Raw genomic sequence first — 21,137 nt, forward strand, 5'->3', positions numbered from 1 at the left:
GGAGGACTTATGACAACACCCACGGGTGAAAAAATATGGATTACCGGCGCCAGCAGCGGCATGGGTCGCGAGTTGGCATTACGCCTGGCAGAAGCGGGTAATGAGGTGCTGGTAACGGCCCGTAATCGCGAAGCTCTGGAGTCGATGGCTGCGATGCATTCGGGTATTACCCCGGTACCGGCGGATCTGTCTGATCCCGATTGTGTTGTCTTTCTGCAGGAAAGTCTCAAGCAGCACACCCAAGTGCTGGATCGGATGATTCTGAATGCAGGCACCTGTGAATATCTGGAAATCGATGATCCCGATTGGCAAATGATGGAAAGGGTGATGTCGGTCAATTACTTCGGTGCAATCCGCAGCCTTGCGGCAGGGCTGCCATTATTGAAACAGCACTCTACTGGAGCCAGGCACATTGTTGCGGTCGGCTCCCAGGCCAGTCGGGTGGTGTTTCCCAGAGCCGAAGCCTACGGCGCATCAAAAGCTGCGCTTACCTATTTTATGGAATCACTGGCGGTGGATTTAGCGGATCAGAATATTCGGGTCAGCGTGGTTCAGCCGGGTTTTGTTGAGACACCGTTGACCGAGAGTAATGACTTTCCCATGCCGTTTTTGATGAGTGTAGATCAAGCGGCAGAGCATATTCTTAAACGATTAATGGCCAGACCCACTCACATTCGTTTCCCCTGGTCCTTAAGCAGTGTATTGGCCATTGGCAGTACTCTGCCGTGGCTGTGGAGAAACTGGGTTGCACCAAAGTTAACCCGCTAGCGCGTTAATCCGAGCAGTTAAAGGAGATTTAAGGTTGAAAATAGCAGTGATAGGCTCTGGCATTTCAGGACTGACGTGTGCTTACCGGTTACACAAGCAGCACGATATTACGGTGTTTGAGTCGGAATCCTCCATTGGTGGCCATACCGCTACCAAAGATGTTGTCGTTGGGGGGCAACGGTATGCCATTGATACGGGCTTTATTGTCTACAACGATTGGACATACCCCAACTTCATTGAGTTGATGACAACCTTGGGGGTGGAATCAAAACCCACGGAAATGAGCTTCAGCGTGGCGTGTGAGCAAACCGGTCTGGAGTACAGCGGTAATAATCTGAATACCTTGTTCTCACAGAGATCCAACCTGCTCAAACCTCGTTTCTGGAGGATGTTAAAGGATATTCTGCGCTTTAATCGCGAAGCGGTAAAAGACCTGGAAGACGGTGTGATCCGACCTGATGCCAGCCTGGGTGAATACCTGGAGTCGCGAGGTTATGGTGACGCATTTGTGGATAAATACCTCGTCCCCATGGGGAGTGCCATCTGGTCGGCCTCCACCGACACCATGAAGGCGTTTCCGCTGGTCTTTTTCATCCGCTTTTTTAAAAACCATGGTCTGCTGAGTGTCAATGACAGACCGCAATGGCGAGTCATAGCCGGAGGTTCCCGAAATTATCTGAAACCTCTGACCGAGGGGTTTGCTGATCGCATCCGCACCAGCTGTCCCGTCAGCAAAGTCAAACGATCCGAGGACGGGGTTGCCATCACCCTGGCAAGTGGTGAAATTCAGGAGTTTGATGAAGTGGTGTTTGCCTGCCACAGCGATCAGGCACTGGCCATGCTGGAAGACCCAACCGAAGATGAGCTTGCCGTATTGTCGGTCATGAAATATCAGATGAACGAAGTGGTTTTGCACACGGACACGCGCTTGTTACCAGAAAGAAAATTGGCGTGGGCCAGCTGGAATTACCGACTGCCCGAAACTCATCAGGAGAATGCCGTTTTAACCTATAACATGAACATTCTTCAGGGGATTGACGCCCCGGTGACGTTTTGTGTGACACTGAACTACACTGATGCTATCCGGCCTGAACAGATTCTGGGGCGGTACTACTATAGCCACCCCATGTTTACACTGGAGTCGGTAGCGGCTTGTGAGCGTTGGGAAGACATCAACGGGGTGAATAAAACCTGGTTTTGTGGGGCATACTGGGCCAATGGATTTCATGAAGACGGCTGTACCAGTGGTATTCGTGTGGCAGATGCTATCGCTTCTCAATTGCCGGTTGATGCCTCTGGGCATACCCGTCAGCAGACAGGGGAAATGACTGGAACCGGCAATGTTGCATAGTGCTATTTATCAGGGGACGGTACGGCATCGCCGTTATCATCCCCGACTGCATCATCTTCAGTATCCGGTGTTTATGATGTATCTGGATCTGGACGAGCTTGACGAGGTGTTTTCCCTCACGTCACTCTGGTCACTCAAACGATGGGCGCCGGCACGATTCAAGCGTGAAGATTATTTAGGGGCCCCTGATGTTCCTTTAAAGAAAGCCGTACTGGATCATGTGGAGTCTGAAACCGGTATCAGACCTGATGGTCCGGTGCGGATGCTCAGTAATGTCCGTTATTTTGGATTCATCATCAATCCCATCACTTGTTACTACTGCTTTGATCAGTCACAACGATTAACACATATCGTCGCGGAAGTTACCAATACCCCCTGGTCAGAGCGCCATGCATACGTTTTACGCTGTGAACCGAATAAAAACCTGCAGCGTATACAGTTCCAGAAAGCGATGCACGTATCGCCCTTTAACCCAATGTCCATGACTTACCACTGGCGAAGCCGGTTGCCAGAAAAGAAGCTGTTTCTTCATCTGGAAAACTGGCAGGCCGCTGATAACGATGCCGATAAGACTGTAGAGACCAGTTCAGAGGCTAACGACTACAGGCAGGGCAGTGAGACACTAATCCTTGATGCCAGTTTGAATTTGTGTCGTGAAGAAATCAGCGCAACGAGTCTGAACAGAGTGTTGTATCGCTATCCTCTGATGACGTTAAAAATTGTATGGCTAATTTATTGGAATGCCTTGAAATTATTTATCAAACGAGTTCCATTTCATTCACATCCAGAAAAAATAAAATCGGGATTTACGGACGCGTTTGAGACGAACCCGACAAGCAAAGATAACAGGACTGTATAGCTATGAGTGATTTTGAAATCGGCGGTGTAACCCATCCGGGAAAATCTGCTGAAAATACTTCCTTTTTTTCGTCAAGTCAGAATGCCGGTTGGCTGGAAAGCTTATCCCGCAAGTTGGTGTTACAAACGTTTCAACAACTCCAGAAAGGCTCTTTGACCCTTGTTGAAGGGGATTCTTCTTATCATTTTGGCGAAGCTCAGGACGCCACCTCGCTTCACGCCCATGTTCGGGTTCACAATCCCAGTGTTTATCGAGAGTTGCTGTTTGGTGGTTCAATTGGCGCCGCAGAATCCTACATGATGGCCGAATGGACTACCCCCTGCCTCGTCAGTGTGGTCAGAGTGTTGTGTGCCAACATGGAGGTCCTCAATCAAATGGATGGCCGCTGGTCGTCTGTAAAGGGTCTGATGAATCGACTGATGCATAAATTGAATCGTAACAGTCGCTCGGGTTCACGTAAGAATATTGCTGCCCATTACGATCTGGGGAATGAGTTTTTCAAGTTATTTCTCGATCCTTCGTTGATGTATTCATCCGCGATTTATCCTTCTGAGACCAGCACTCTGGAAGAGGCATCTCTATACAAACTGGATGCCGTCTGTTCCAAACTCGGCCTGACACAGGACGACCACCTGCTGGAAATCGGCACCGGTTGGGGCGGGTTGGCCATTCATGCTGCCAAGCATTACGGTTGTCGTGTGACCACCACAACCCTGTCAAAAGAGCAGTATCAACATGCGAAGCAGGCAGTTGCTGAGGCGGGTCTGGAAGATCGTATTACCTTGTTGCTCAAAGACTACCGCGACCTCACCGGTCAATACGACAAACTGGTTTCCATTGAAATGATTGAAGCCGTAGGGCATGAATATTATCCCACCTATTTCTCAAAGTGCTCATCGTTGTTAAAAGACGATGGCTTGATGCTGATTCAGGCGATCACCATCACGGATCAACGTTATGAGGCCGCCAAAAACTCCGTGGATTTTATTCAGAAGTATATTTTCCCCGGTGGCGGGCTGCCTTCCAATACGGTAATGGCTCAATGTATCGCCAATTGCACCAATATGACGTTGGTGGATCTGCACGATATTGGTCTGGACTACGCAAAAACCCTGGCAGATTGGCGGGAGCGCTTTCACCAGCGTATTGAAACAGTCAGGCGACAGGGGTTTGACGATGTCTTTTGTCGTATGTGGGACTTTTACCTGGCTTACTGCGAAGGTGGTTTCAGAGAGCGTGTAATCAGTACTGTTCAAGCTGTTATGGCCAAACCCGATGCCCGTGACTTCGACCCTCGTTTCTAGCCGGATGTGGACCTCCGACCTGCAGAAAAAGCTCTTCAATGGCGTGCTTTTTCAGGCGGGTTGGTTTGCCGCTGTGTTAGGGGGAAATGCCTGGGCGGTATTTGCTCTCTTGCTGGTGTTGATTGTACACAGTCGCTGGTGGGTTGCTTCGCCGAAAGAATGGTGGCTGATCCTGGCTGTCAGTTTGCTGGGGATTGGTGTTGACGGTTTCTGGTTTGCCTCAGGTATCCTGGTTACCGACGGCCAATCTCTGACCGGTGCCCCCGGTATTTGGTATCTGCCGCCCTGGTTGGGTTGTATTTGGTTAATGTTTTCCATGACGCTCTGTCATGTGTTCGCCTGGCTTCATGGGCGCTATATTCTGGCGGCGGTTTTGGGGGGCGTGGCTGGGCCCATGTCTTACCTGGCCGGAGCAAAACTCAGCGGCCTGTCATTGGGTTTGCCACTTTGGCAGTCATTCCTGACGATCGGGGTTGCCTGGGGATTGCTGATGCCTCTTTTCATAGGACTGGCGCAACGTGTTTATCCCAAACAGTAGTTTCAGCATGCGATTCTTCCGACGTCCATTGTGGCTTCTGCTGATCAGTTCTTTTCTGGGCTTGAGTGTGCCGGTGTTGTCTAAAGCCAACACTCTTGCAACCGAGGCTTCTCCAGCGATGGACGCTGAAATAATCGGCGAGGCATTTGATCGCAATACCGGTGAGTTGTTGTACCGGGAGTACTACACCTTAACGGCTGACAGTCTGCCCCTGAGGGTTGATTATCGGTTGCCCAACGGTGAAGCTATGGCAACGAAGTCACTGCAGTTCTCCAAGCGTGACAATCTCCAAAACCTTTCTCTGCCTGATGTGCGACATCACAATCTGCTCAATGGCCGCCTGATCGAGGTGGAGGCCAATAATCCTGACGCAAATCAAGACCGGGTGACGGTTCGCTACCGAGAAAACCTTAAAGATGACATCGAGTCCGCATCAATTCCTCGACAATCACAAGCCGTTGTGGATGCTGGCTTTGACGAATTTGTCCGTCTGCACTGGGATCGATTGGTTGCCGGTGAACGTCTCGAGATGAATTTTCTGATGCCCTCGCGGCTGGATTTTGTGTCGTTACAACTTCGTCGTCGGGATATCCCCTCCGACAGTGGGGGCAATGGCAAACAAACCCTCTGGATTCAAGCCACTCCTGCCAATCGCCTGCTGAGGCTGTTTGTTGATCCTATTGATCTGTATTATCACTGGGATTCCAGGCGCCTGATCCGATATTCTGGCATCAGTAATCTGTTGGATCCCGGCGGCTCTTCCATGACGGTGGATATTCGCTATCAATATCGTCAATAATTGCTGAATACAACGATAATACAGCTTTAAGACTTCCCCTATGAATACCGTACATAATACCTACGACTACATCGTGGTGGGTGCTGGTACTGCCGGCTGCGTCCTGGCCAACCGCCTCAGTGAAAATGGCAAATATCAGGTTTTGCTGCTGGAAGCCGGTGGCAAGGACAACTACTTCTGGATTGATATCCCTGTGGGCTATTTATTCACCATCAATAATCCCCGTACTGATTGGTGTTTTCAGACTGAGCCTGAGGCCGGATTGAATGGTCGCTCCATAGGCTATGCTCGCGGCAAGGTGCTGGGAGGTTGCTCCTCCATCAATGCGATGATCTATATGCGCGGCCAGCGCAGTGATTATGACCACTGGGCCTCGCTGGGAAATCGAGGCTGGGGTTGGGATGAGGTATTACCGGTATTTCGTAAATCCGAAAGCTACCAGCACGGGGCCAATGACTTTCACGGCGAAGATGGCGAATTACGTGTAGAAGAGCGTCGTGTTAACTGGGAAATTCTCGATGCCTGGCGTGAAGCGGCAGAAGAGTGTGGGATACCCAAGGTCGAGGAATTCAATCGTGGCGATAATTTTGGCAACGCCTATTTTCAGATGAACCAGCGTTCGGGCAAACGCTGGAGCGCGGCAAAAGCCTTCCTTGAGCCCGCCAAAGGCCGTTCCAATCTCACCATCAAAACCGAGGTCATGGTTCAGTCATTGGAATTTGATACGACTGATACCTGTTTAAGAGCTTCTGGTGTTCGTGTACGACTCAAAGGTGGTGAAGAAATTGTCTACAGTGCCCGTCGTGAAGTGGTGTTGTCAGCCGGTGCGGTTGCTTCACCTCAGATTTTGCAATTGTCCGGCGTGGGTAATGGCGATCATTTAGCCCAACATCAAATACCGGTAAAACACCATTTGCCCGGTGTGGGGGAAAACCTGCAGGATCACTTGCAAATCCGCAGTGTCTATAAAGTCTCTAACACCGTGACTCTGAATCAGAGAGTGAATTCTCTGGTGGGCAAGGCGATGATGGGTCTTGAATATCTGTTGTTCAAGAAGGGGCCCTTGACCATGCCTCCGTCGCAACTGGGGGCGTTTGCGAAAAGTGATCCCTCCCAGCCCAGTGCGAATATGGAATGGCATGTACAGCCGTTATCGCTGGATAAGTTTGGTGAACCTTTGCACAAGTTCAATGCCATTACTCCGGCGGTGTGCAATCTGAGACCCACAAGCCGTGGGCATATCCGCCTTCGCGATGGCCAGGTGGGCACGCCGCCGGTTATTACGTTGAACTATTTGTCGACGGAAGAAGACCGCAAAGTTGCTGTGGCAGGCTTGAAGATGACTCGTCAGATTATGTCTTCAAAAGCCCTGCAAGCGTTTTCACCGGTGGAATGGTTGCCCGGTGATGATGCTCAGTCAGATGAAGCCTTACTGCAAAAAGCCGGTGATCTGGGCACCACCATCTTCCACCCTGTAGGCACCTGCAAAATGGGTAGCGATGACATGGCGGTGGTGGATGACCGGCTCAAGGTCCATGGCATCGATGGGTTGCGGGTTATTGATGCCTCAATCATGCCGACCATCACTTCCGGCAATACCAATGCGCCAACCGTAATGATTGCCGAGAAGGGGGCCGGGTTTATCCTGGCTGATGCCCGAATATCTGCTCGAGACTGATGGTGTGAACACCCGGTTGCGACCAGTGTTCGGCACAGTGGCCAATGGCTTTGCCAAGCTGCTCGCCGCTGATGGGCTGGTAGCGGGAAAAGATTTTCAGTTTTGTGGTCAGTGGAACCAGCAGGGAATGGGCCAGCTTTTCACCCAGTCGATTATCAGGTCGCTTGCCCACAATCAGTGAGGGTTTAAATATTACGACACTGTCAAAGCCCTGTTGCTCTGCAAAGGCGTCTACCTCGCCTTTGATTCTTGCGTAAAAGAACGGGGAGTTGGCATTGGCACCGGGAGAAGACACCAAAAAGAGTCGCCTTACTCCCTGTTGTGCTGCGACTCGGATGACATTTTGCTGGAAGGTAACATCCACCTGGTACTGAGCCTCCCGGCTGCCAGCCTGTTTGCGAGTGGTACCCAGACAGGAGAACAGGTCACAGGTGTCTGGTTTGCTCTGTACAAACAGCGTGTCTTGCCACAGCTCCGGTTGTCCAAAATCCACAATGTGATTGGTGAGTCTGGGATGTTCAAATCCGATGGGTCGTCGACTCAATACGATGACCTCGCGGTAATGATCCGAGTTCAGCAGATATTGGGTCAGCGGACGGCCTGTGACGCCTGTTGCGCCAATGACAAGAGCACTTCTCATGGGGGTTCCTGATATTCTGTCCATCTTTCTGTCGATGACCTGAGTTTTGTTGTCACAGATGCTACCATAGCCGACCCGGTGTGCCGGGTATATTCCTGTTTTACTGCTTACAGTTGTCCTTGTTGTGAAGATTATCCTCAGTCGCAAAGGGTTCGATTCGTCCTCAGGCGGATGCCCCAATCCTGTTTTTCCTGACGGTTCCCTGCTGGCGTTGCCCATTCCGGATCAACGCTCGGTGGTTCGTTATGATCAGCTAAATCATCAGGGCATGATTCTGGGTGAGCTGGTGGAAGATCTCACAGGAGGACGTGTGCCGGCGAGTAGCGGTGCTCACCTGGATCCGGATTTGTGCGCTGGGCATCTCGAGCGTGAGCCGGGTTGGCGGCCGGTGTTGGGACAGAGTGGTTCTGCTCAGGGACATCTGCGTAAACAGGCCGTTGACGCAGGAGACCTGTTTTTGTTTTTCGGTTTGTTTCGACCCGTTGAACGTCATTTGGGCCGTTGGCGCTTTGTTCCGAAAACCCCTTCACGGCACGTTGTCTGGGGATGGCTGCAAGTAGAGCAGGTGATTGGAGTCGATGAGTTGCCACAGGATGAGCGCGCCTGGCTTGCTTACCACCCTCATTGTCAGCGCGATATTGATTGCAACAATATGTTGTATCTGGGGCATAAACAATTGTCTCTGGCAAATCATCTGGCCGGAGCGGGATTTGGCCTGCGGTTACATGAAGCGTGTGTATTGACCGATCCGGCAGCGTCTCGTCCCAGTGCCTGGCGCTTGCCGCGCTGGTTCTATCCGGGCCATCAGCGTGAGCCTCTGAGCTTTCACCACAAGCCTGAGCGATGGAGCCGCAACAGCCGTTATTGCTTTTTACAGAGCGTGGCCCGAGGACAGGAATTCGTTCTGGACAGTCGCGCGTACCCCGCAGCCAAAAAATGGGCTGCCGATATTATTAATACCTTATCTGAGACGTCTCATGCGAGTTGAAAACATTTCAAAACACCCCGACACGATTCCGACACTTGCCCGTTGGCACTTTGATCAGTGGTCGGATTTATATCCCAATGACACACTTGAAAGCTTTACCAGCGATTTGCGGGAATCATTGACGGAAGCCCTGGTTCCCTCGACCTGGGTGTTACTGGATGACGATAACGTGTGCTGGGGATCCGCATCGATTATCGAACAGGATATGACCACCAATCTGGAATTGGGCCCCTGGCTGGCCAGCGTTTACATTCACTCTGATCTCAGAGGACAACGGTTGGGACAACGGGTTGTTAAAACCGTCATGGAAGAGGCCGCAAAAGCAGGCCTGAAAGAATTGTATTTATTCACACCGGGGCAGGAATACTTCTATCAAACCTTGGGCTGGCAGACGCTGAAACATGAGCGTTATCAGGGGCAGGATGTGGCGATAATGAAGGCAGAACTGACCTGAGTCAGTTCTGCAGCGAACGTATTGGCGCGCGCTATTTTATTGCGCCTGGTGTTCAAACTGCTGCCCACTCACTCCCACACTGTCATCGCCCATCAAATACAGGTACAGCGGCATCAGATCTTCTGTGGGTTTTACCTTCATGGGATCTTCAGCCGGGTAGGCGGTGGCCCGCATCTTGGTGCGTGTAGCGCCCGGGTTGATGCTGTTGCAGCGGATCTGTGTGGTTTGGTCCAGTTCCTGGGCGAGGGTTTGCATCATGTTTTCATTGGCGGCCTTTGACGCGGCGTAAGCGCCCCAGAAAGCGCGTCCTTCATAACCGACACCGGACCCCGTAAACAGGATGGAACCAGCGGAAGAGTGATTCATTACCGGCAGCAGAGCTCTGGTCAGCATAAAGGGCGCATTGACGTTAACTTGCATCACCCGGATCCAGACATCGGGCGAGTAGTTGTTTATCGGTGTGCGTTCACCCAGTTCTGCGGCGTTGTGCAGCAAGCCGTCGACCTTGCCAAACTCATCGAACAGGGTCTGGGCCATATCGTCGTAATCCTTGGCAACGGCGCCCTCAAAATTAATCGGGTAGATCGCAGGCTGTGGGCCTCCGGCAGCTTCGATTTCGTCGTAGACCATCTCCAGCTTGGGAATGGTGCGACCCAGTAACACCACCGTTGCACCATGAGCGGCGAAGCTCAATGCGGCAGACCGGCCAATCCCGGCTCCGGCCCCGGTGACAACTATCACTTTTCCTTTAAGGAGGTCCTGGCGAGGAGTGTAGCCGTCAGGCAATGTATTCATAGGTTTGTACCTTGTCTTGATTTGTGTGTTGCGAGTTGTCCGGCTGTTGATTGAATCAGCCTTTGGTCATTGGCAGATAGCTTTGGACGATGGCGATCATCTCTTGAGCATGATCCACGCGGTGGGTGGCTTGCCAGTTATCGATGTCGTCGCGCTTGTTGATATAACCGTAGGCCGCGGCAATGGTGGGGCAGCCAGCCTGTCGGCCACACTCAATGTCTCTGGCGTGGTCTCCGACGTAAATAATTTCTTCAGGATGACAGTTCAGCAGTTTTGCAGCCAGATGCATGGATTCCGGATGGGGCTTGCGGTTTTCCACGTGGTCCGGGCAAATGACACAGCCGGGTTTTAACCCCAGAGCGGCTAGCAGTGGGGTGGCATAAACCTCTGGTTTATTGGTGGCAATGCCCCAGCTCAACTGGGCTTGCTCAATAAATTCGAGCAATTCGCTGATGCCGGCAAAGGGGGCGCTTTTGACCGCGAGATGTTGTTTATAAAGCTCCAGCAGGCGCAAGCGCAGGGGTTCAAAACCCTCATCGCCTTCCTGCAAGCCAAAGCCCAAAGTGACCAGTGCCCGGGCACCGTCTGAGACTGTGTTGCGAATGGTGGTGTCATCGAGAGCGGGAAGTCCTTCTTCCTCGCGCAATTTGTTGAGCACATAAACGAAGTCCGGCGCTGTATCCAGCAGGGTGCCATCGAGATCAAACACCACCGCTTTGATGCTGCGCGATTCCACTTCGTGGGTATTAAGCATGTCGGATTCAGGCATCTTTGGTTGTGTGCACCATGTAATTGACGTCGACATCGCTGGGCTTCAACTTATAGGTCTTGGTCAGCGGGTTGTAGGTGAGGCCGGTCATGTCCTGTAGTTGTAAATCGGCCTGGCGAATCCAGCTTCCCAGTTCGGAAGGGCGAATAAACTTGCTGTATTCATGAGTGCCCTTGGGCAGCATTTTCAAAACATATTCAGCGCCCACAACGGCCATGGCGTAGGCCTTGGGGTTGCGGTTAATGGTTGAAAAGTAAACATGGCCGCCGGGCTTGCAGAGGGTGGCACAGGCGCGGATTACGGATGCGGGATCGGGAACGTGTTCCAGCATTTCCAGACAGGTGACGATGTCGTACTGACCGGCTTCCTGTTCTGCCAGTTCCTCGGCAGTAATCTGGCGGTAATTGACGGTGACTCCGCTTTCCAAACTGTGCAGTTTGGCCACTTGCAGTGGCGCCGCACCCATGTCGATTCCACTGACGTCGGCGCCGCGTTGAGCCAGCGCCTCACTGAGGATGCCGCCGCCACAACCCACATCCAGCACTTTCTTGCCGGCAACCGGAGAGCGCTCGTCAATATAATTGCAACGCAGCGGGTTGATATCGTGGAGCGGTTTGAATTCGCTGCTTTTATCCCACCAGCGACTGGCCAGGGCTTCAAATTTGGCAATTTCTGCCTGATCGACATTGCTCATAGTGTATTACTCAAAAACGGTGTTCATTCAGTAAATAGCTTACAGGGTGTCAGTGACAAGCTTAAGGGGCCCCGCATCAGGATTCGATGCGGTTTTGCCAGTATTTGGCTTTTTCACGGACTCGGTGTTCATCCAGCGTGGTCAGGCGTCGATCTTCCATCAGCGGGTTACCGTTGACCCAGACGTGGCTGACCTGATGGGAAATATTGTTATAACTCAAGGCGGATACAGGATTATAGAGCGGTAACTGCTCCAGCTGATTCACGGCGATGGCGGTTATATCTGCCTGCTTGCCCACTTCCAGGCTGCCAATTTCGGCATCCATTCCCAACGCCTTGGCGCCGTTCAGCGTCGCCATCCTCAGGGCAGTATGGGCATCCACGGCACTGGCATCGCCGCTGACACCTTTTGCCAACAGGGCCGCAGTGCGCATTTCTCCGAACAGGTCCTGATCGTTATTGCTGGCGGCGCCATCAGTACCAAGAGCCACATTGATGCCGTTGTCGAGCAGGGCTTTCACCGGGCAGAAACCGCTGGCGAGCTTCAGGTTGGACTCGGGGCAGTGAATGATATTTGCGCCAGTTTGCTTCAGCACCTCTATATCTTCAGCAGTAACCTGTGTCATGTGGACACACTGGGTCAGTGGGGATAGCAGGCCAAGGCGGTTGAGTCGCTCAATGGGGCGCTCGCCGGTATTGGCTACGGCGTCTGAAACTTCTGCTGCGGTTTCGTGCAGGTGAATCTGAATGGGTGCCTGCATTTCTTCGGCCAGGGTGGCGATTCTTTGTAGCGGCTCATCCGAAACGGTGTAAGGCGCGTGAGGCCCAAAGGCAACATTGATCGTAGGGTGCGAGCGGTAAGCATCAGACAGAGCCAGTCCCTTCTGGATGTAATCGTCAGGACCCTGACCCCAGGCGGTAGGGAAATCCAGAACGGGAAAGTGCAGCTGACAGCGCATGCCGCTGTTCAGAGCAGCTTTGGCAGTCTCTTCCGGGAAGAAATACATGTCCGCAAAGGTGGTCGTGCCACTGCGGATCATTTCCGCCGCACTGAGTTCGGTGCCGTCGCGGACAAATTCGGGCGTTACCCATTGGGCTTCCGTGGGCCAGATATGTTCTTCCAGCCAGGTTTGCAGTGGGTGATCATCTGCAAAGCCCCTCAGCAGAGACATGGCGGCGTGATTGTGGGTATTCACAAGACCCGGGGTGACAATATGCTCATCCAGATGATGTTCATGGTCAGCAGAATACAGGCGTTTGGCTTCAGTTGTGGGGTGAATGGCCAGAATCTGGCCGTTATCAATGACCAGAGAGCAGTCACTGAGAACCGTGTTCTCGGGCACCACAGGGATGATCCAGCGGGCGTGAATCATCAAATCGACTGAGGTAGTGGATGTACCTTGGCTCATAACCTTCCCGTAGCTGAAATAGTCTTTGGAATTTGGCGGACAAAAAGCGACTCAATAGGTTTTTGTGCGCTCTGATTGTGTGAAAAATGATCGGTTTTGCATGTCTGTTTTCCGGAATCATCACTCTTGCGCAGTATAACCCGAAGGGCAGGTTGAAGGCAGTTTGGATGCGTGTAATTGAGAATCCATCAATATGCCTATGCTACTGATTTTATGGTAGTATTGACCGCTTTAGTGGTTTTCTGGCTCTAACAGTTTTCAGGCTTCTCGTTCTTGCAACTGCGGAATGGAAACGGCCATTGTGTTGGGGGCTGTATTTAGAATATTGACCGTATTTAGAATATTGTATGGGAGCCTTGTCACAGGCTCTGGACCACAGCCGCAATTGCGCTGAGCGATATAATAAGGAATGCCGACCCTATGGGTGATTTAGCGAAAGAACTCCTGCCCGTCAATATTGAAGACGAGCTGAAACAGTCCTACCTGGATTACGCCATGAGCGTAATTGTGGGTCGAGCCTTGCCGGATGTGCGTGATGGCTTGAAGCCCGTACACCGCCGGGTTCTGTTTGCCATGAGCGAACTGAACAACGATTGGAACAAACCGTATAAAAAGTCGGCCCGTGTGGTCGGTGACGTTATCGGTAAATATCACCCGCACGGTGATACTGCGGTCTACGACACCATTGTGCGTATGGCCCAGCCATTCTCTCTCCGCTATATGCTGGTTGATGGTCAGGGTAACTTTGGCTCTATTGACGGTGATGGTGCTGCGGCGATGCGTTACACCGAGATCCGCATGCAGAAGATCGCCCACGATTTGCTGGCCGATCTGGAAAAAGAAACCGTTGATTTTGTTGACAACTACGACGGCACCGAACAGATGCCGAGTGTGTTGCCAACCCGAGTGCCCAACCTGCTGGTTAACGGCTCTGCTGGTATTGCTGTGGGTATGGCGACCAACATCCCGCCACATAACTTGCGCGAAGTGGTCAAAGGCTGTCTGGCTTATATCGACAACGAAGACATCACCATTGATGAACTGATGGAAATTATCCCGGGTCCGGATTTTCCTACTGGCGGTATCATCAATGGCCGTGCAGGCATTGTGCAGGCTTACCGCACGGGTCGCGGTCGTATTTACATTCGCGCCAAGGCCGAAATTGAGCGTGACGACAAGGCCAATAAAGAAACCATCATCATTAATGAAATCCCTTACCAGCTGAACAAGGCTCGTCTGATCGAAAAGATTGCCGAGCTGGTTAAAGAGAAGAAAATCGAGGGGATTTCCGAGCTGCGCGACGAGTCGGACAAAGAAGGCTTGCGTGTCGTGATCGAATTGAAGCGCGGTGAGGTGGGCGAAGTTGTCCTGAATAACCTCTACGCGCAAACCCAGCTGCAAAGCGTTTTCGGCATAAACGTGGTTGCTCTGGTGGATGGCCAGCCCAAGCTGCTGAACCTGAAAGAATTGCTGACCCACTTTGTGCGCCATCGCCGCGAGGTGGTGACTCGTCGTACGGTTTATCTGTTGCGCAAGGCCCGTGAACGTGGCCATATTCTGGAAGGCCTGGCGGTTGCAATCTCCAATATTGATCCTGTGATCGAGCTGATCAAAACCTCTGCCAGCCCGGCTGATGCAAAAGAGGCTTTGATTGCCCACGGTTGGCCCGTGGGTGATATCAGTGAATTCCTGGAGCGTGCCGGCGACGACGCCTGCCGTCCGGAAGATCTGGATCCGAAGTTTGGCCTGCAGGGCGAGGGTGACGGCAAGCGTTACTATCTGTCTCCGGCTCAGGCTCAGGCCATTCTGGAATTGCGTCTGCATCGCCTCACTGGCATGGAGCACGACAAGCTGCTGGCGGAATACCGCGAGAAGCTGGAAATGATCGCCGAGTTCCTGGAAATTCTGGGTAACTCCAGCCGTTTGATGGAAGTGATTCGCGAAGAGCTGGAAGAAGTCATGAATAATTACGGCGATGAGCGTCGTACTGATATCCAGAGCTCCCAGCAAGACCTGACCATTGAAGATTTAATTACCGAAGAAGACCGCGTGGTGACCATTTCCCACGGCGGTTATGCGAAGACCCAGCCGCTGGATGCGTATCAGGCACAGCGTCGTGGAGGCATGGGTAAAGCCGCAACCTCGGTCAAAGATGAAGATTTCGTAGAGCATCTGCTGATCGCCAGCACGCACGATACCATTCTCTGTTTTACCAACGCCGGTAAGGTCTATTGGTTGAAGGTTTATCAGATTCCGGTAGCGGGCCGTCAGTCTCGCGGTCGTCCAATGGTGAACTTGTTGCCGCTGGAAGATGGTGAGCGCATTACCTCGATTCTGCCGGTGAGAGAGTACACCGATGAGCACTTTATCTTTATGGCAACCGCTAATGGTACCGTGAAGAAAACCGTGCTAAGTCAGTTCTCCCGTCCGCGTAGCGTTGGTCTGCGTGCCATTGATCTGGATGAAGGCGATCGTCTGGTGGGTACGGCGATTACTGACGGTAACTGCGATGTGGTTCTGTTTGCTTCCTCTGGTAAAGCGGCTCGCTTCAAAGAGAGCGATGTCCGGGCCATGGGGCGTACGTCCCGCGGTGTTCGTGGTATACGCATGCAGGAAGATCAATACGTGATTTCCATGGTGATCCCACAGGAAAACGGTTATGTGCTGACTGTCAGTGAGCACGGCTACGGCAAGCGCACCAGTGTGGAAGACTTCCCGGCCAAAGGTCGTGGTAATCAGGGTGTGATCGGTATGCAGACCACTGAACGCAATGGTGCCGTTGTCGGTGCCGTACAGGTCTTTGATGGGGATGAGATCATGCTGATTTCGGATCAGGGGACTCTGGTACGTACCCGCGTGGCAGAAGTGTCTGTACTGAGCCGAAATACCCAGGGTGTTCGTCTGATCAAATTGAAGACCGATGAGCATCTGGTGGGTGTTGAGCGTATCGAAGAGGGTAGCGGCGTCGAAGGTGAGGCCGAAGAAGGTACTGAAGAGGGCGGCGAAGCGTAATTCGTCGCTTGGTTTTACTTTTTAGACTTTAAAATTGCCCGATTGAATCCTGGTGGCGCGGTTCGGTTCTGACAGACTGTGATGCTGCTAAGATTAATCGGGCAGTTTGGTTTTTGCAGGATGATTATCTCGGGTGATTCAGGAGCTTAGGCTCCAGGATCTTTCCGATGACAGGGTTACAGGTATGATACAAGATACAGAAAAGCTTCAGCTGGCCGCACTGCGTGACCGTATTGATGAAATTGACCTGAAAATTGGTCAATTAATCAGTGAGCGCGCAGAGTGCGCGCAGGAAGTCGCAGAGGTCAAAAAGGCCAACAGCGACGGCAGTGACATTATTTACTATCGTCCCGAGCGTGAGGCACAAGTGCTGCGCAAGGCGATGGAGCGCAATCAGGGGCCTTTGGGCGACGAAGAGATGGCACGACTCTTTCGTGAGATCATGTCCGCCTGTCTGGCGCTGGAACAGCCCATCAAGGTGGCTTTTCTGGGGCCCGAGGGTACTTTTACTGAACAGGCTGCTCTCAAACATTTTGGTCATTCGGCAATTACTCTGCCTTTTTCTGCCATTGATGATGTCTTTCGTGAAGTGGAATCCGGAGCCGTTCAATACGGTGTTGTGCCGGTAGAGAACTCAACAGAAGGTGTTGTAAACCACACGTTGGACAGCTTCATGGGGTCTAATCTGAAAATCTGTGGCGAAGTGGTGCTGCGTATCCACCAGCATTTGCTGGTGTCGGATGTGACCAAAACCGATAGCATTACCCGAATCTACTCGCACTCCCAGTCTCTGGCGCAATGTCGCAAATGGCTGGATGCGCACTATCCCAACGCCGAGCGGGTAGCTGTAAACAGCAATGCGGAAGCCGCCAAGCGTCTCAAGGGTGAGTGGAATGCCGCGGCGATTGCCGGCGAAATGGCGGCTGACAAATACGAGCTGACCAAACTGGCTGAGAATATCGAAGACCAGCCGGACAATTCGACGCGCTTCCTGATTATCGGAACGCAAGTGGTCGAGGCCAGCGGAGTGGACAAAACCTCGGTGGTGATTTCCATGCGCAACGAACCTGGTGCATTGCATGATCTGTTGGTGCCGTTCCAGACGCACAAGATTGATCTGACCCGTGTTGAGACCCGCCCGTCACGCACTGGCAACTGGAATTACGTGTTTTTCATCGACTTCAATGGTCACAAGGACGACGAAAACGTACAGGCCGCATTGAAAGAAGTGGGTAGCCGGGCTGCGGACATCAAAATGCTGGGTTCTTACCCGCAGGGTGTTTTGTAAGAAAGGTGAGGTATTATCCGTGTTCGTCATTGCGAGCGCGAAGGCCGGTAGAAACTTAATTCAGGAATCCGTCTTTTGGAAGCCTTAGTAAATCGTTTGGTCGTTGTTGGAATTGGCTTGATTGGTGGCAGTCTTGCAGTTGCTTTAAAGCAAGCAGGGGCCTGCAGGGAAGTTATTGGAGTCGCACGTCGCGAGCAAACCTGTGTGGATGCTGTGCGTCTGGGGGTTGCGGACCGCGCGGTGACATCGATTAAAGATATTGCCGGTGAGCTCACAGCGGGTGATGTGATTTTTATCGCAGTACCCACTCTCACGGTTGAAGCCATTCTGCAGCAAATCAAAGACAGTGTGTCACCGGATGTGACCATTACCGATGGCGCCAGTGTCAAAGGTTCGGTAATTGCCGCCGTGAAAGCGGCCTATGGGTGCCTGCCGCCACAGTTTGTGGGTGGACATCCCATTGCCGGATCGGAAAAGAGTGGTGTTGAGGCCAGTAATCCTGATCTGTACAAGAATCACAGAGTCATCATTACGCCCACACCGGAGTCGGGTCAGGATCACCTGAAACGTGTCGTGGCCATGTGGCAAGCTGTCGGTGCCGAAGTGCTGTCGATGCCAGTTGATGAGCATGACGAAGTCCTGGCTTCTACCAGTCATTTACCGCACGCCATTGCGTATTCGCTGGTGGATACTCTGGCTCATGACTCGGAAAACGAGAACATCTTTCGCTATGCCGCTGGCGGGTTCCGGGACTTTACCCGTATCGCTTCCAGTGATCCGGTCATGTGGCACGATATAATGAAAGCGAACAAGGACAGCGTGTTGATCGCGCTGGATTTGTTCAGCGAAAACCTCAATCGTCTGCGCTCGGCCATTGCCAGCGAAGACAGCGAGTATCTGTTGGGCGTGTTTACCCGCGCCAAGGCTGCTCGTGATCACTTTACTAAAATGTTAACCAAGCAGGCGTACAGTCCATCCATGCAAGATCAAGAGATTACATACACGGTTAAACCTGGCGGCAGCGTTTCCGGCGAGCTGCGTGTTCCCGGTGACAAGTCCATTTCCCATCGTTCTATTATGCTGGGTTCCCTGGCCGAAGGCATTACCGAGGTTGAAGGGTTTCTGGAAGGTGAGGACGCCCTGGCCACCTTGCAGGCGTTCCGTGATATGGGAGTGGTCATCGAGGGACCGGATCAGGGGCGCGTGCGCATTCATGGCGTTGGTCTTCATGGCTTACAGGCACCTCCGGGGCCTTTGTACGTGGGCAACTCCGGGACGTCCATGCGCCTGTTGTCTGGCCTGTTGGCAGGCCAGAATTTTGATTCAGAGTTGACCGGTGATGAGTCCCTGTCCAAGCGCCCAATGAATCGTGTGGCCAATCCATTGCGAGAAATGGGAGCCGAGATTGAAACCGCAGAGGGCGGTCTGCCACCGGTAAAAATCAAGGGTGGGGCGAAACTCACAGCCATTGATTATCAAATGCCCATGGCCAGTGCTCAGGTCAAGTCTTGTGTGCTGTTGGCCGGACTCTACGCTGACGGTAAAACCCAGGTGACAGAGCCTGCACCGACCCGCGATCACACCGAGCGCATGCTGACCGGTTTTGGTTATGCGGTTGAGCGTGATGGAGCAAAGGCCAGTCTGACTTCCGGTGGCAGTCTGACCTCTACCAAAATCGAAGTGCCGGCGGACATCTCTTCGGCGACTTTCTTTATGGTGGCTGCGGCCATTGCCCCAGGATCGGATGTCACTTTGACTCATGTGGGCATTAACCCGACCCGTGATGGGGTGATTAACATTCTGCGCCTGATGGGCGCAGACATTACCCTGAGTAATCAGCGTGAAGTCGGTGGCGAGCCCGTGGCGGATATTCGAGTGAAGTACGCTCCGCTGAAAGGGATTCACGTGCCGGAAGATCAGGTGCCACTGGCGATTGATGAATTCCCGGCGTTGTTCGTCGCGGCAGCCTGCGCCGAGGGCAAGACCGTATTGACCGGTGCCGAAGAGCTGCGAGTGAAAGAGAGCGACCGTATTCAGGTGATGGCGGATGGATTGGTGACTTTGGGCGTTAAAGCCGAAGCGACCCCGGACGGCATCGTCATTGAGGGCGGCCCAATCGGCGGTGGCGAAGTCGAAAGCCACGGCGATCACCGTATTGCCATGTCGTTTACGGTTGCAGCCCTGCGCGCATCTGACGATATCGTGATTAAGAATTGCGCCAATGTGGCGACGTCTTTCCCGACCTTTATTGAGCTCGCCCAAAAGGCGGGTATTCAGTTATCGGTAAGTGACTCCTGAGTGGGAAGTCGAGACGGGTAAAACTGGATGGAAAAAGGGCGCATTTCGCGCCCTTTTTTTTGCGTCAAGACGGTATATGTCTCAGATCGGTGAGCGCGTTACTTCAAACTGATCATCTTGCTGTTTTTCGCCACAGTGGCTTCGCCAATGCCTTTCACTGCTGTCAGGGATTCCTTTTGGGTGAATTTCCCATGTGCTTCACGGTAGGCAACGATCGCCTGAGCTTTTTTCAGGCCAATACCCTTCAGGCCGTCAGCAATCTCTTCAGCGGAGGCGGTGTTGATATTGACGGTATAAGGTGTGGTGGTTCCTGCCGTTGGTTGAGTCGATTTGCCGGACTCTGCCCAGCTAAAAGGGCTAAGACTGATAATGCACAGCAGGGCTGCAAGGCGGATTAACGGGAATTGCGATACTTGATGCTTCATAAATAACGTCCTTGTGACTAAGTTTATGTTTACGGTTTATGGTTAAAAGCTCTCCCCTGTGATCCATGCGGGGAAGTTCAGCGGGTCAAAGATTAACGCACTTGGTTAAAAAAGGAACTTGGAAGAAAGCATGAAAGTTGTGGCAATGAGTGGAACATCCGTAAATACACCGGTGCTCGCTCGAAAAGTGTGAGCAAGGTACAATTCGCCCCACTTGAAACGCTCAATTGAAATACTCCACTGGAAACCAGATATTTTCTCTGGGCACTATGTTTTCCTTGGGCTCTATGTTTCTCTGAGCTCTATGTTTCTCTGAGCTCTATGTTTCTCTGGACTCTATGTAAAGGTACCGCAAACGATGGCAGACTCTCCCCGCATTCTTGTCGCAATGGATTTTGACAATCAACAAGCCTGTCTGGAAATGGCAAGTCGTCTGGATCCGGCCTTGTGTCGATTGAAAGTGGGCAAAGAGCTGTTCACGGCTGCCGGGCCGCAGGTGGTTGAAGCTCTGATGGGCAAGGGTTTTGATGTCTTTCTGGATTTGAAATTTCACGACATCCCCAATACCACGGCCAAGGCAGTTAAAGCGGCTGCCGAACTGGGTGTATGGATGGTGAATGTCCATGCCAGCGGCGGTGAAAGAATGATGGCTGCGGCCCGAAATGAGCTGGACAAGCGCAGCGGCAATGTACCGCTGTTAATTGCGGTGACGGTTCTCACCAGTATGGAAGCTTCTGACCTGGCGCAAATCGGCATTGCCCGGGAGCCCCGGGAGCAGGTTCTGCATTTGGCGGGTCTGGCCAAGCAAAGTGGTATGGATGGCGTAGTTTGTTCTGCACAGGAAGCCAGTATGCTCAGCACACAATTGGGCTCCGATTTCTGCCTGGTCACGCCGGGGATTCGTCCCGCCGATGCGGCAGCCGATGACCAGCGTCGTATTGTGACGCCAGCCGATGCCATTGCCGCAGGCAGCCATTATCTGGTGATTGGCCGCCCGATCACTCAGGCGCCGGATCCGGTAGCGGCCTGCCATTCCATTGCGGCTTCCATATCCTAGGCTTTGTGCCCA

General features: G+C 52.5%; 19 protein-coding genes. 13 read left to right on the forward strand and 6 right to left on the reverse strand.

The features are described from left to right. Positions 1–9: 9 nt before the first annotated feature. The 7 genes from KOI40_RS17525 to KOI40_RS17555 are packed head-to-tail and all read left to right on the forward strand — an operon-like array spanning position 10 to position 7,297. Positions 10–768 (forward strand): SDR family NAD(P)-dependent oxidoreductase, encoded by a 759-nt coding sequence (locus KOI40_RS17525; protein WP_216098852.1) that lies wholly within the window; start codon positions 10–12, stop codon positions 766–768. 34 nt (positions 769–802) lie between these two features. Further along, positions 803–2,119 (forward strand): NAD(P)/FAD-dependent oxidoreductase, encoded by a 1,317-nt coding sequence (locus tag KOI40_RS17530; protein ID WP_216098853.1) that lies wholly within the window; start codon positions 803–805, stop codon positions 2,117–2,119. Further along, the gene (locus KOI40_RS17535; RefSeq protein ID WP_216098854.1) at positions 2,109–2,978 is read left to right on the forward strand and encodes a DUF1365 domain-containing protein; all 870 of its coding nucleotides are present in this window, start codon (positions 2,109–2,111) and stop codon (positions 2,976–2,978) included. The genes KOI40_RS17530 and KOI40_RS17535 overlap by 11 nt, the downstream gene beginning before the upstream one ends. Before the next feature lie 2 nt (positions 2,979–2,980). Beyond that, positions 2,981–4,282 (forward strand): SAM-dependent methyltransferase, encoded by a 1,302-nt coding sequence (locus KOI40_RS17540; RefSeq protein WP_216098855.1) that lies wholly within the window; start codon positions 2,981–2,983, stop codon positions 4,280–4,282. Beyond that, positions 4,254–4,820 carry a DUF2878 domain-containing protein gene (locus KOI40_RS17545; protein ID WP_216098856.1) on the forward strand — a complete coding sequence of 189 codons (567 nt, stop codon included), beginning with the start codon at positions 4,254–4,256 and terminating at the stop codon, positions 4,818–4,820. Before KOI40_RS17540 ends, KOI40_RS17545 begins: the two co-directional genes overlap by 29 nt. A 7-nt stretch (positions 4,821–4,827) precedes the next feature. Beyond that, complete coding sequence (locus tag KOI40_RS17550; protein WP_216098857.1) at positions 4,828–5,619, forward strand: hypothetical protein; 792 nt, start codon at positions 4,828–4,830, stop codon at positions 5,617–5,619. 40 nt (positions 5,620–5,659) lie between these two features. Beyond that, the gene (locus KOI40_RS17555; RefSeq protein WP_216098858.1) at positions 5,660–7,297 is read left to right on the forward strand and encodes a GMC family oxidoreductase; all 1,638 of its coding nucleotides are present in this window, start codon (positions 5,660–5,662) and stop codon (positions 7,295–7,297) included. Here the strand turns inward: KOI40_RS17555 and KOI40_RS17560 are convergent. Further along, positions 7,260–7,937: an NAD-dependent epimerase/dehydratase family protein gene (locus tag KOI40_RS17560; RefSeq protein ID WP_216098859.1), complete on the reverse strand. Its 678-nt coding sequence runs from the start codon at positions 7,935–7,937 to the stop codon at positions 7,260–7,262. The two genes, KOI40_RS17555 and KOI40_RS17560, sit on opposite strands and share 38 nt — an antisense overlap. Before the next feature lie 124 nt (positions 7,938–8,061). Between KOI40_RS17560 and KOI40_RS17565 the strand changes: the two genes are divergently transcribed. Both KOI40_RS17565 and KOI40_RS17570 read left to right on the forward strand, forming a co-directional pair. Then, complete coding sequence (locus KOI40_RS17565; protein WP_216098860.1) at positions 8,062–8,925, forward strand: Nmad3 family putative nucleotide modification protein; 864 nt, start codon at positions 8,062–8,064, stop codon at positions 8,923–8,925. Next, complete coding sequence (locus tag KOI40_RS17570; RefSeq protein WP_216098861.1) at positions 8,915–9,379, forward strand: GNAT family N-acetyltransferase; 465 nt, start codon at positions 8,915–8,917, stop codon at positions 9,377–9,379. Before KOI40_RS17565 ends, KOI40_RS17570 begins: the two co-directional genes overlap by 11 nt. Before the next feature lie 36 nt (positions 9,380–9,415). On the opposite strand, the gene KOI40_RS17575 is transcribed toward KOI40_RS17570, so the two are convergent. From KOI40_RS17575 to KOI40_RS17590, 4 genes are all read right to left on the reverse strand, one after another. After that, positions 9,416–10,174 (reverse strand): YciK family oxidoreductase, encoded by a 759-nt coding sequence (locus KOI40_RS17575; RefSeq protein WP_216098862.1) that lies wholly within the window; start codon positions 10,172–10,174, stop codon positions 9,416–9,418. Positions 10,175–10,229: 55 nt separating this feature from the next. After that, on the reverse strand, positions 10,230–10,928 hold the full coding sequence (locus tag KOI40_RS17580; protein ID WP_216098863.1) for an HAD family hydrolase: 699 nt from the start codon (positions 10,926–10,928) through the stop codon (positions 10,230–10,232). 7 nt (positions 10,929–10,935) lie between these two features. Next, entirely contained in the window at positions 10,936–11,637 is a 702-nt protein-coding gene (ubiG, locus tag KOI40_RS17585; protein WP_216098864.1) for a bifunctional 2-polyprenyl-6-hydroxyphenol methylase/3-demethylubiquinol 3-O-methyltransferase UbiG, read from the reverse strand. Positions 11,638–11,713: 76 nt separating this feature from the next. Further along, positions 11,714–13,045: a TRZ/ATZ family hydrolase gene (locus KOI40_RS17590; RefSeq protein WP_216098865.1), complete on the reverse strand. Its 1,332-nt coding sequence runs from the start codon at positions 13,043–13,045 to the stop codon at positions 11,714–11,716. A 420-nt stretch (positions 13,046–13,465) separates the two neighbouring features. On the opposite strand from KOI40_RS17590, the gene gyrA reads away from it, so the two are divergent. The 3 genes from gyrA (at position 13,466) to KOI40_RS17605 (ending at position 19,643) form a co-directional block, all read left to right on the forward strand. Beyond that, the gene (gene gyrA / locus KOI40_RS17595) at positions 13,466–16,057 is read left to right on the forward strand and encodes a DNA gyrase subunit A (RefSeq protein ID WP_216098866.1); all 2,592 of its coding nucleotides are present in this window, start codon (positions 13,466–13,468) and stop codon (positions 16,055–16,057) included. A 184-nt stretch (positions 16,058–16,241) separates the two neighbouring features. Then, positions 16,242–17,345 (forward strand): prephenate dehydratase, encoded by a 1,104-nt coding sequence (gene pheA, locus KOI40_RS17600; RefSeq protein WP_216098867.1) that lies wholly within the window; start codon positions 16,242–16,244, stop codon positions 17,343–17,345. A gap of 75 nt (positions 17,346–17,420) precedes the next feature. Then, positions 17,421–19,643, forward strand: coding sequence for a bifunctional prephenate dehydrogenase/3-phosphoshikimate 1-carboxyvinyltransferase (locus KOI40_RS17605; protein WP_233710365.1), 2,223 nt, complete (start codon positions 17,421–17,423; stop codon positions 19,641–19,643). 98 nt (positions 19,644–19,741) lie between these two features. Here the strand turns inward: KOI40_RS17605 and KOI40_RS18950 are convergent, their stop codons facing one another. Beyond that, the gene (locus KOI40_RS18950) at positions 19,742–20,068 is read right to left on the reverse strand and encodes a ComEA family DNA-binding protein (RefSeq protein ID WP_216098868.1); all 327 of its coding nucleotides are present in this window, start codon (positions 20,066–20,068) and stop codon (positions 19,742–19,744) included. Between the two features lie 358 nt (positions 20,069–20,426). Between KOI40_RS18950 and pyrF the strand changes: the two genes are divergently transcribed. After that, positions 20,427–21,125: an orotidine-5'-phosphate decarboxylase gene (pyrF, locus tag KOI40_RS17615; RefSeq protein ID WP_216098869.1), complete on the forward strand. Its 699-nt coding sequence runs from the start codon at positions 20,427–20,429 to the stop codon at positions 21,123–21,125. The last annotated feature ends 12 nt before the right edge of the window (positions 21,126–21,137 follow it).

The sequence above is a fragment of the Pseudomaricurvus albidus genome, from assembly GCF_018863235.1.
Classification (GTDB): domain Bacteria; phylum Pseudomonadota; class Gammaproteobacteria; order Pseudomonadales; family Cellvibrionaceae; genus Pseudomaricurvus; species Pseudomaricurvus albidus.

What these genes read in the sequence shown, in the direction of transcription:
- KOI40_RS17525 (WP_216098852.1), top strand. Translation starts at nt 10, where the DNA reads ATGACAACACCCACGGGTGAAAAAATATGGATTACCGGCGCCAGCAGC.
- KOI40_RS17535 (WP_216098854.1), top strand. Translation starts at nt 2,109, where the DNA reads ATGTTGCATAGTGCTATTTATCAGGGGACGGTACGGCATCGCCGTTAT.
- KOI40_RS17540 (WP_216098855.1), top strand. Translation starts at nt 2,981, where the DNA reads ATGAGTGATTTTGAAATCGGCGGTGTAACCCATCCGGGAAAATCTGCT.
- KOI40_RS17545 (WP_216098856.1), top strand. Translation starts at nt 4,254, where the DNA reads ATGCCCGTGACTTCGACCCTCGTTTCTAGCCGGATGTGGACCTCCGAC.
- KOI40_RS17550 (WP_216098857.1), top strand. Translation starts at nt 4,828, where the DNA reads ATGCGATTCTTCCGACGTCCATTGTGGCTTCTGCTGATCAGTTCTTTT.
- KOI40_RS17555 (WP_216098858.1), top strand. Translation starts at nt 5,660, where the DNA reads ATGAATACCGTACATAATACCTACGACTACATCGTGGTGGGTGCTGGT.
- KOI40_RS17560 (WP_216098859.1), bottom strand. Translation starts at nt 7,937, where the DNA reads ATGAGAAGTGCTCTTGTCATTGGCGCAACAGGCGTCACAGGCCGTCCG.
- KOI40_RS17570 (WP_216098861.1), top strand. Translation starts at nt 8,915, where the DNA reads ATGCGAGTTGAAAACATTTCAAAACACCCCGACACGATTCCGACACTT.
- KOI40_RS17575 (WP_216098862.1), bottom strand. Translation starts at nt 10,174, where the DNA reads ATGAATACATTGCCTGACGGCTACACTCCTCGCCAGGACCTCCTTAAA.
- KOI40_RS17580 (WP_216098863.1), bottom strand. Translation starts at nt 10,928, where the DNA reads ATGCTTAATACCCACGAAGTGGAATCGCGCAGCATCAAAGCGGTGGTG.
- ubiG (WP_216098864.1), bottom strand. Translation starts at nt 11,637, where the DNA reads ATGAGCAATGTCGATCAGGCAGAAATTGCCAAATTTGAAGCCCTGGCC.
- KOI40_RS17590 (WP_216098865.1), bottom strand. Translation starts at nt 13,045, where the DNA reads ATGAGCCAAGGTACATCCACTACCTCAGTCGATTTGATGATTCACGCC.
- gyrA (WP_216098866.1), top strand. Translation starts at nt 13,466, where the DNA reads ATGGGTGATTTAGCGAAAGAACTCCTGCCCGTCAATATTGAAGACGAG.
- pheA (WP_216098867.1), top strand. Translation starts at nt 16,242, where the DNA reads ATGATACAAGATACAGAAAAGCTTCAGCTGGCCGCACTGCGTGACCGT.
- KOI40_RS18950 (WP_216098868.1), bottom strand. Translation starts at nt 20,068, where the DNA reads ATGAAGCATCAAGTATCGCAATTCCCGTTAATCCGCCTTGCAGCCCTG.
- pyrF (WP_216098869.1), top strand. Translation starts at nt 20,427, where the DNA reads ATGGCAGACTCTCCCCGCATTCTTGTCGCAATGGATTTTGACAATCAA.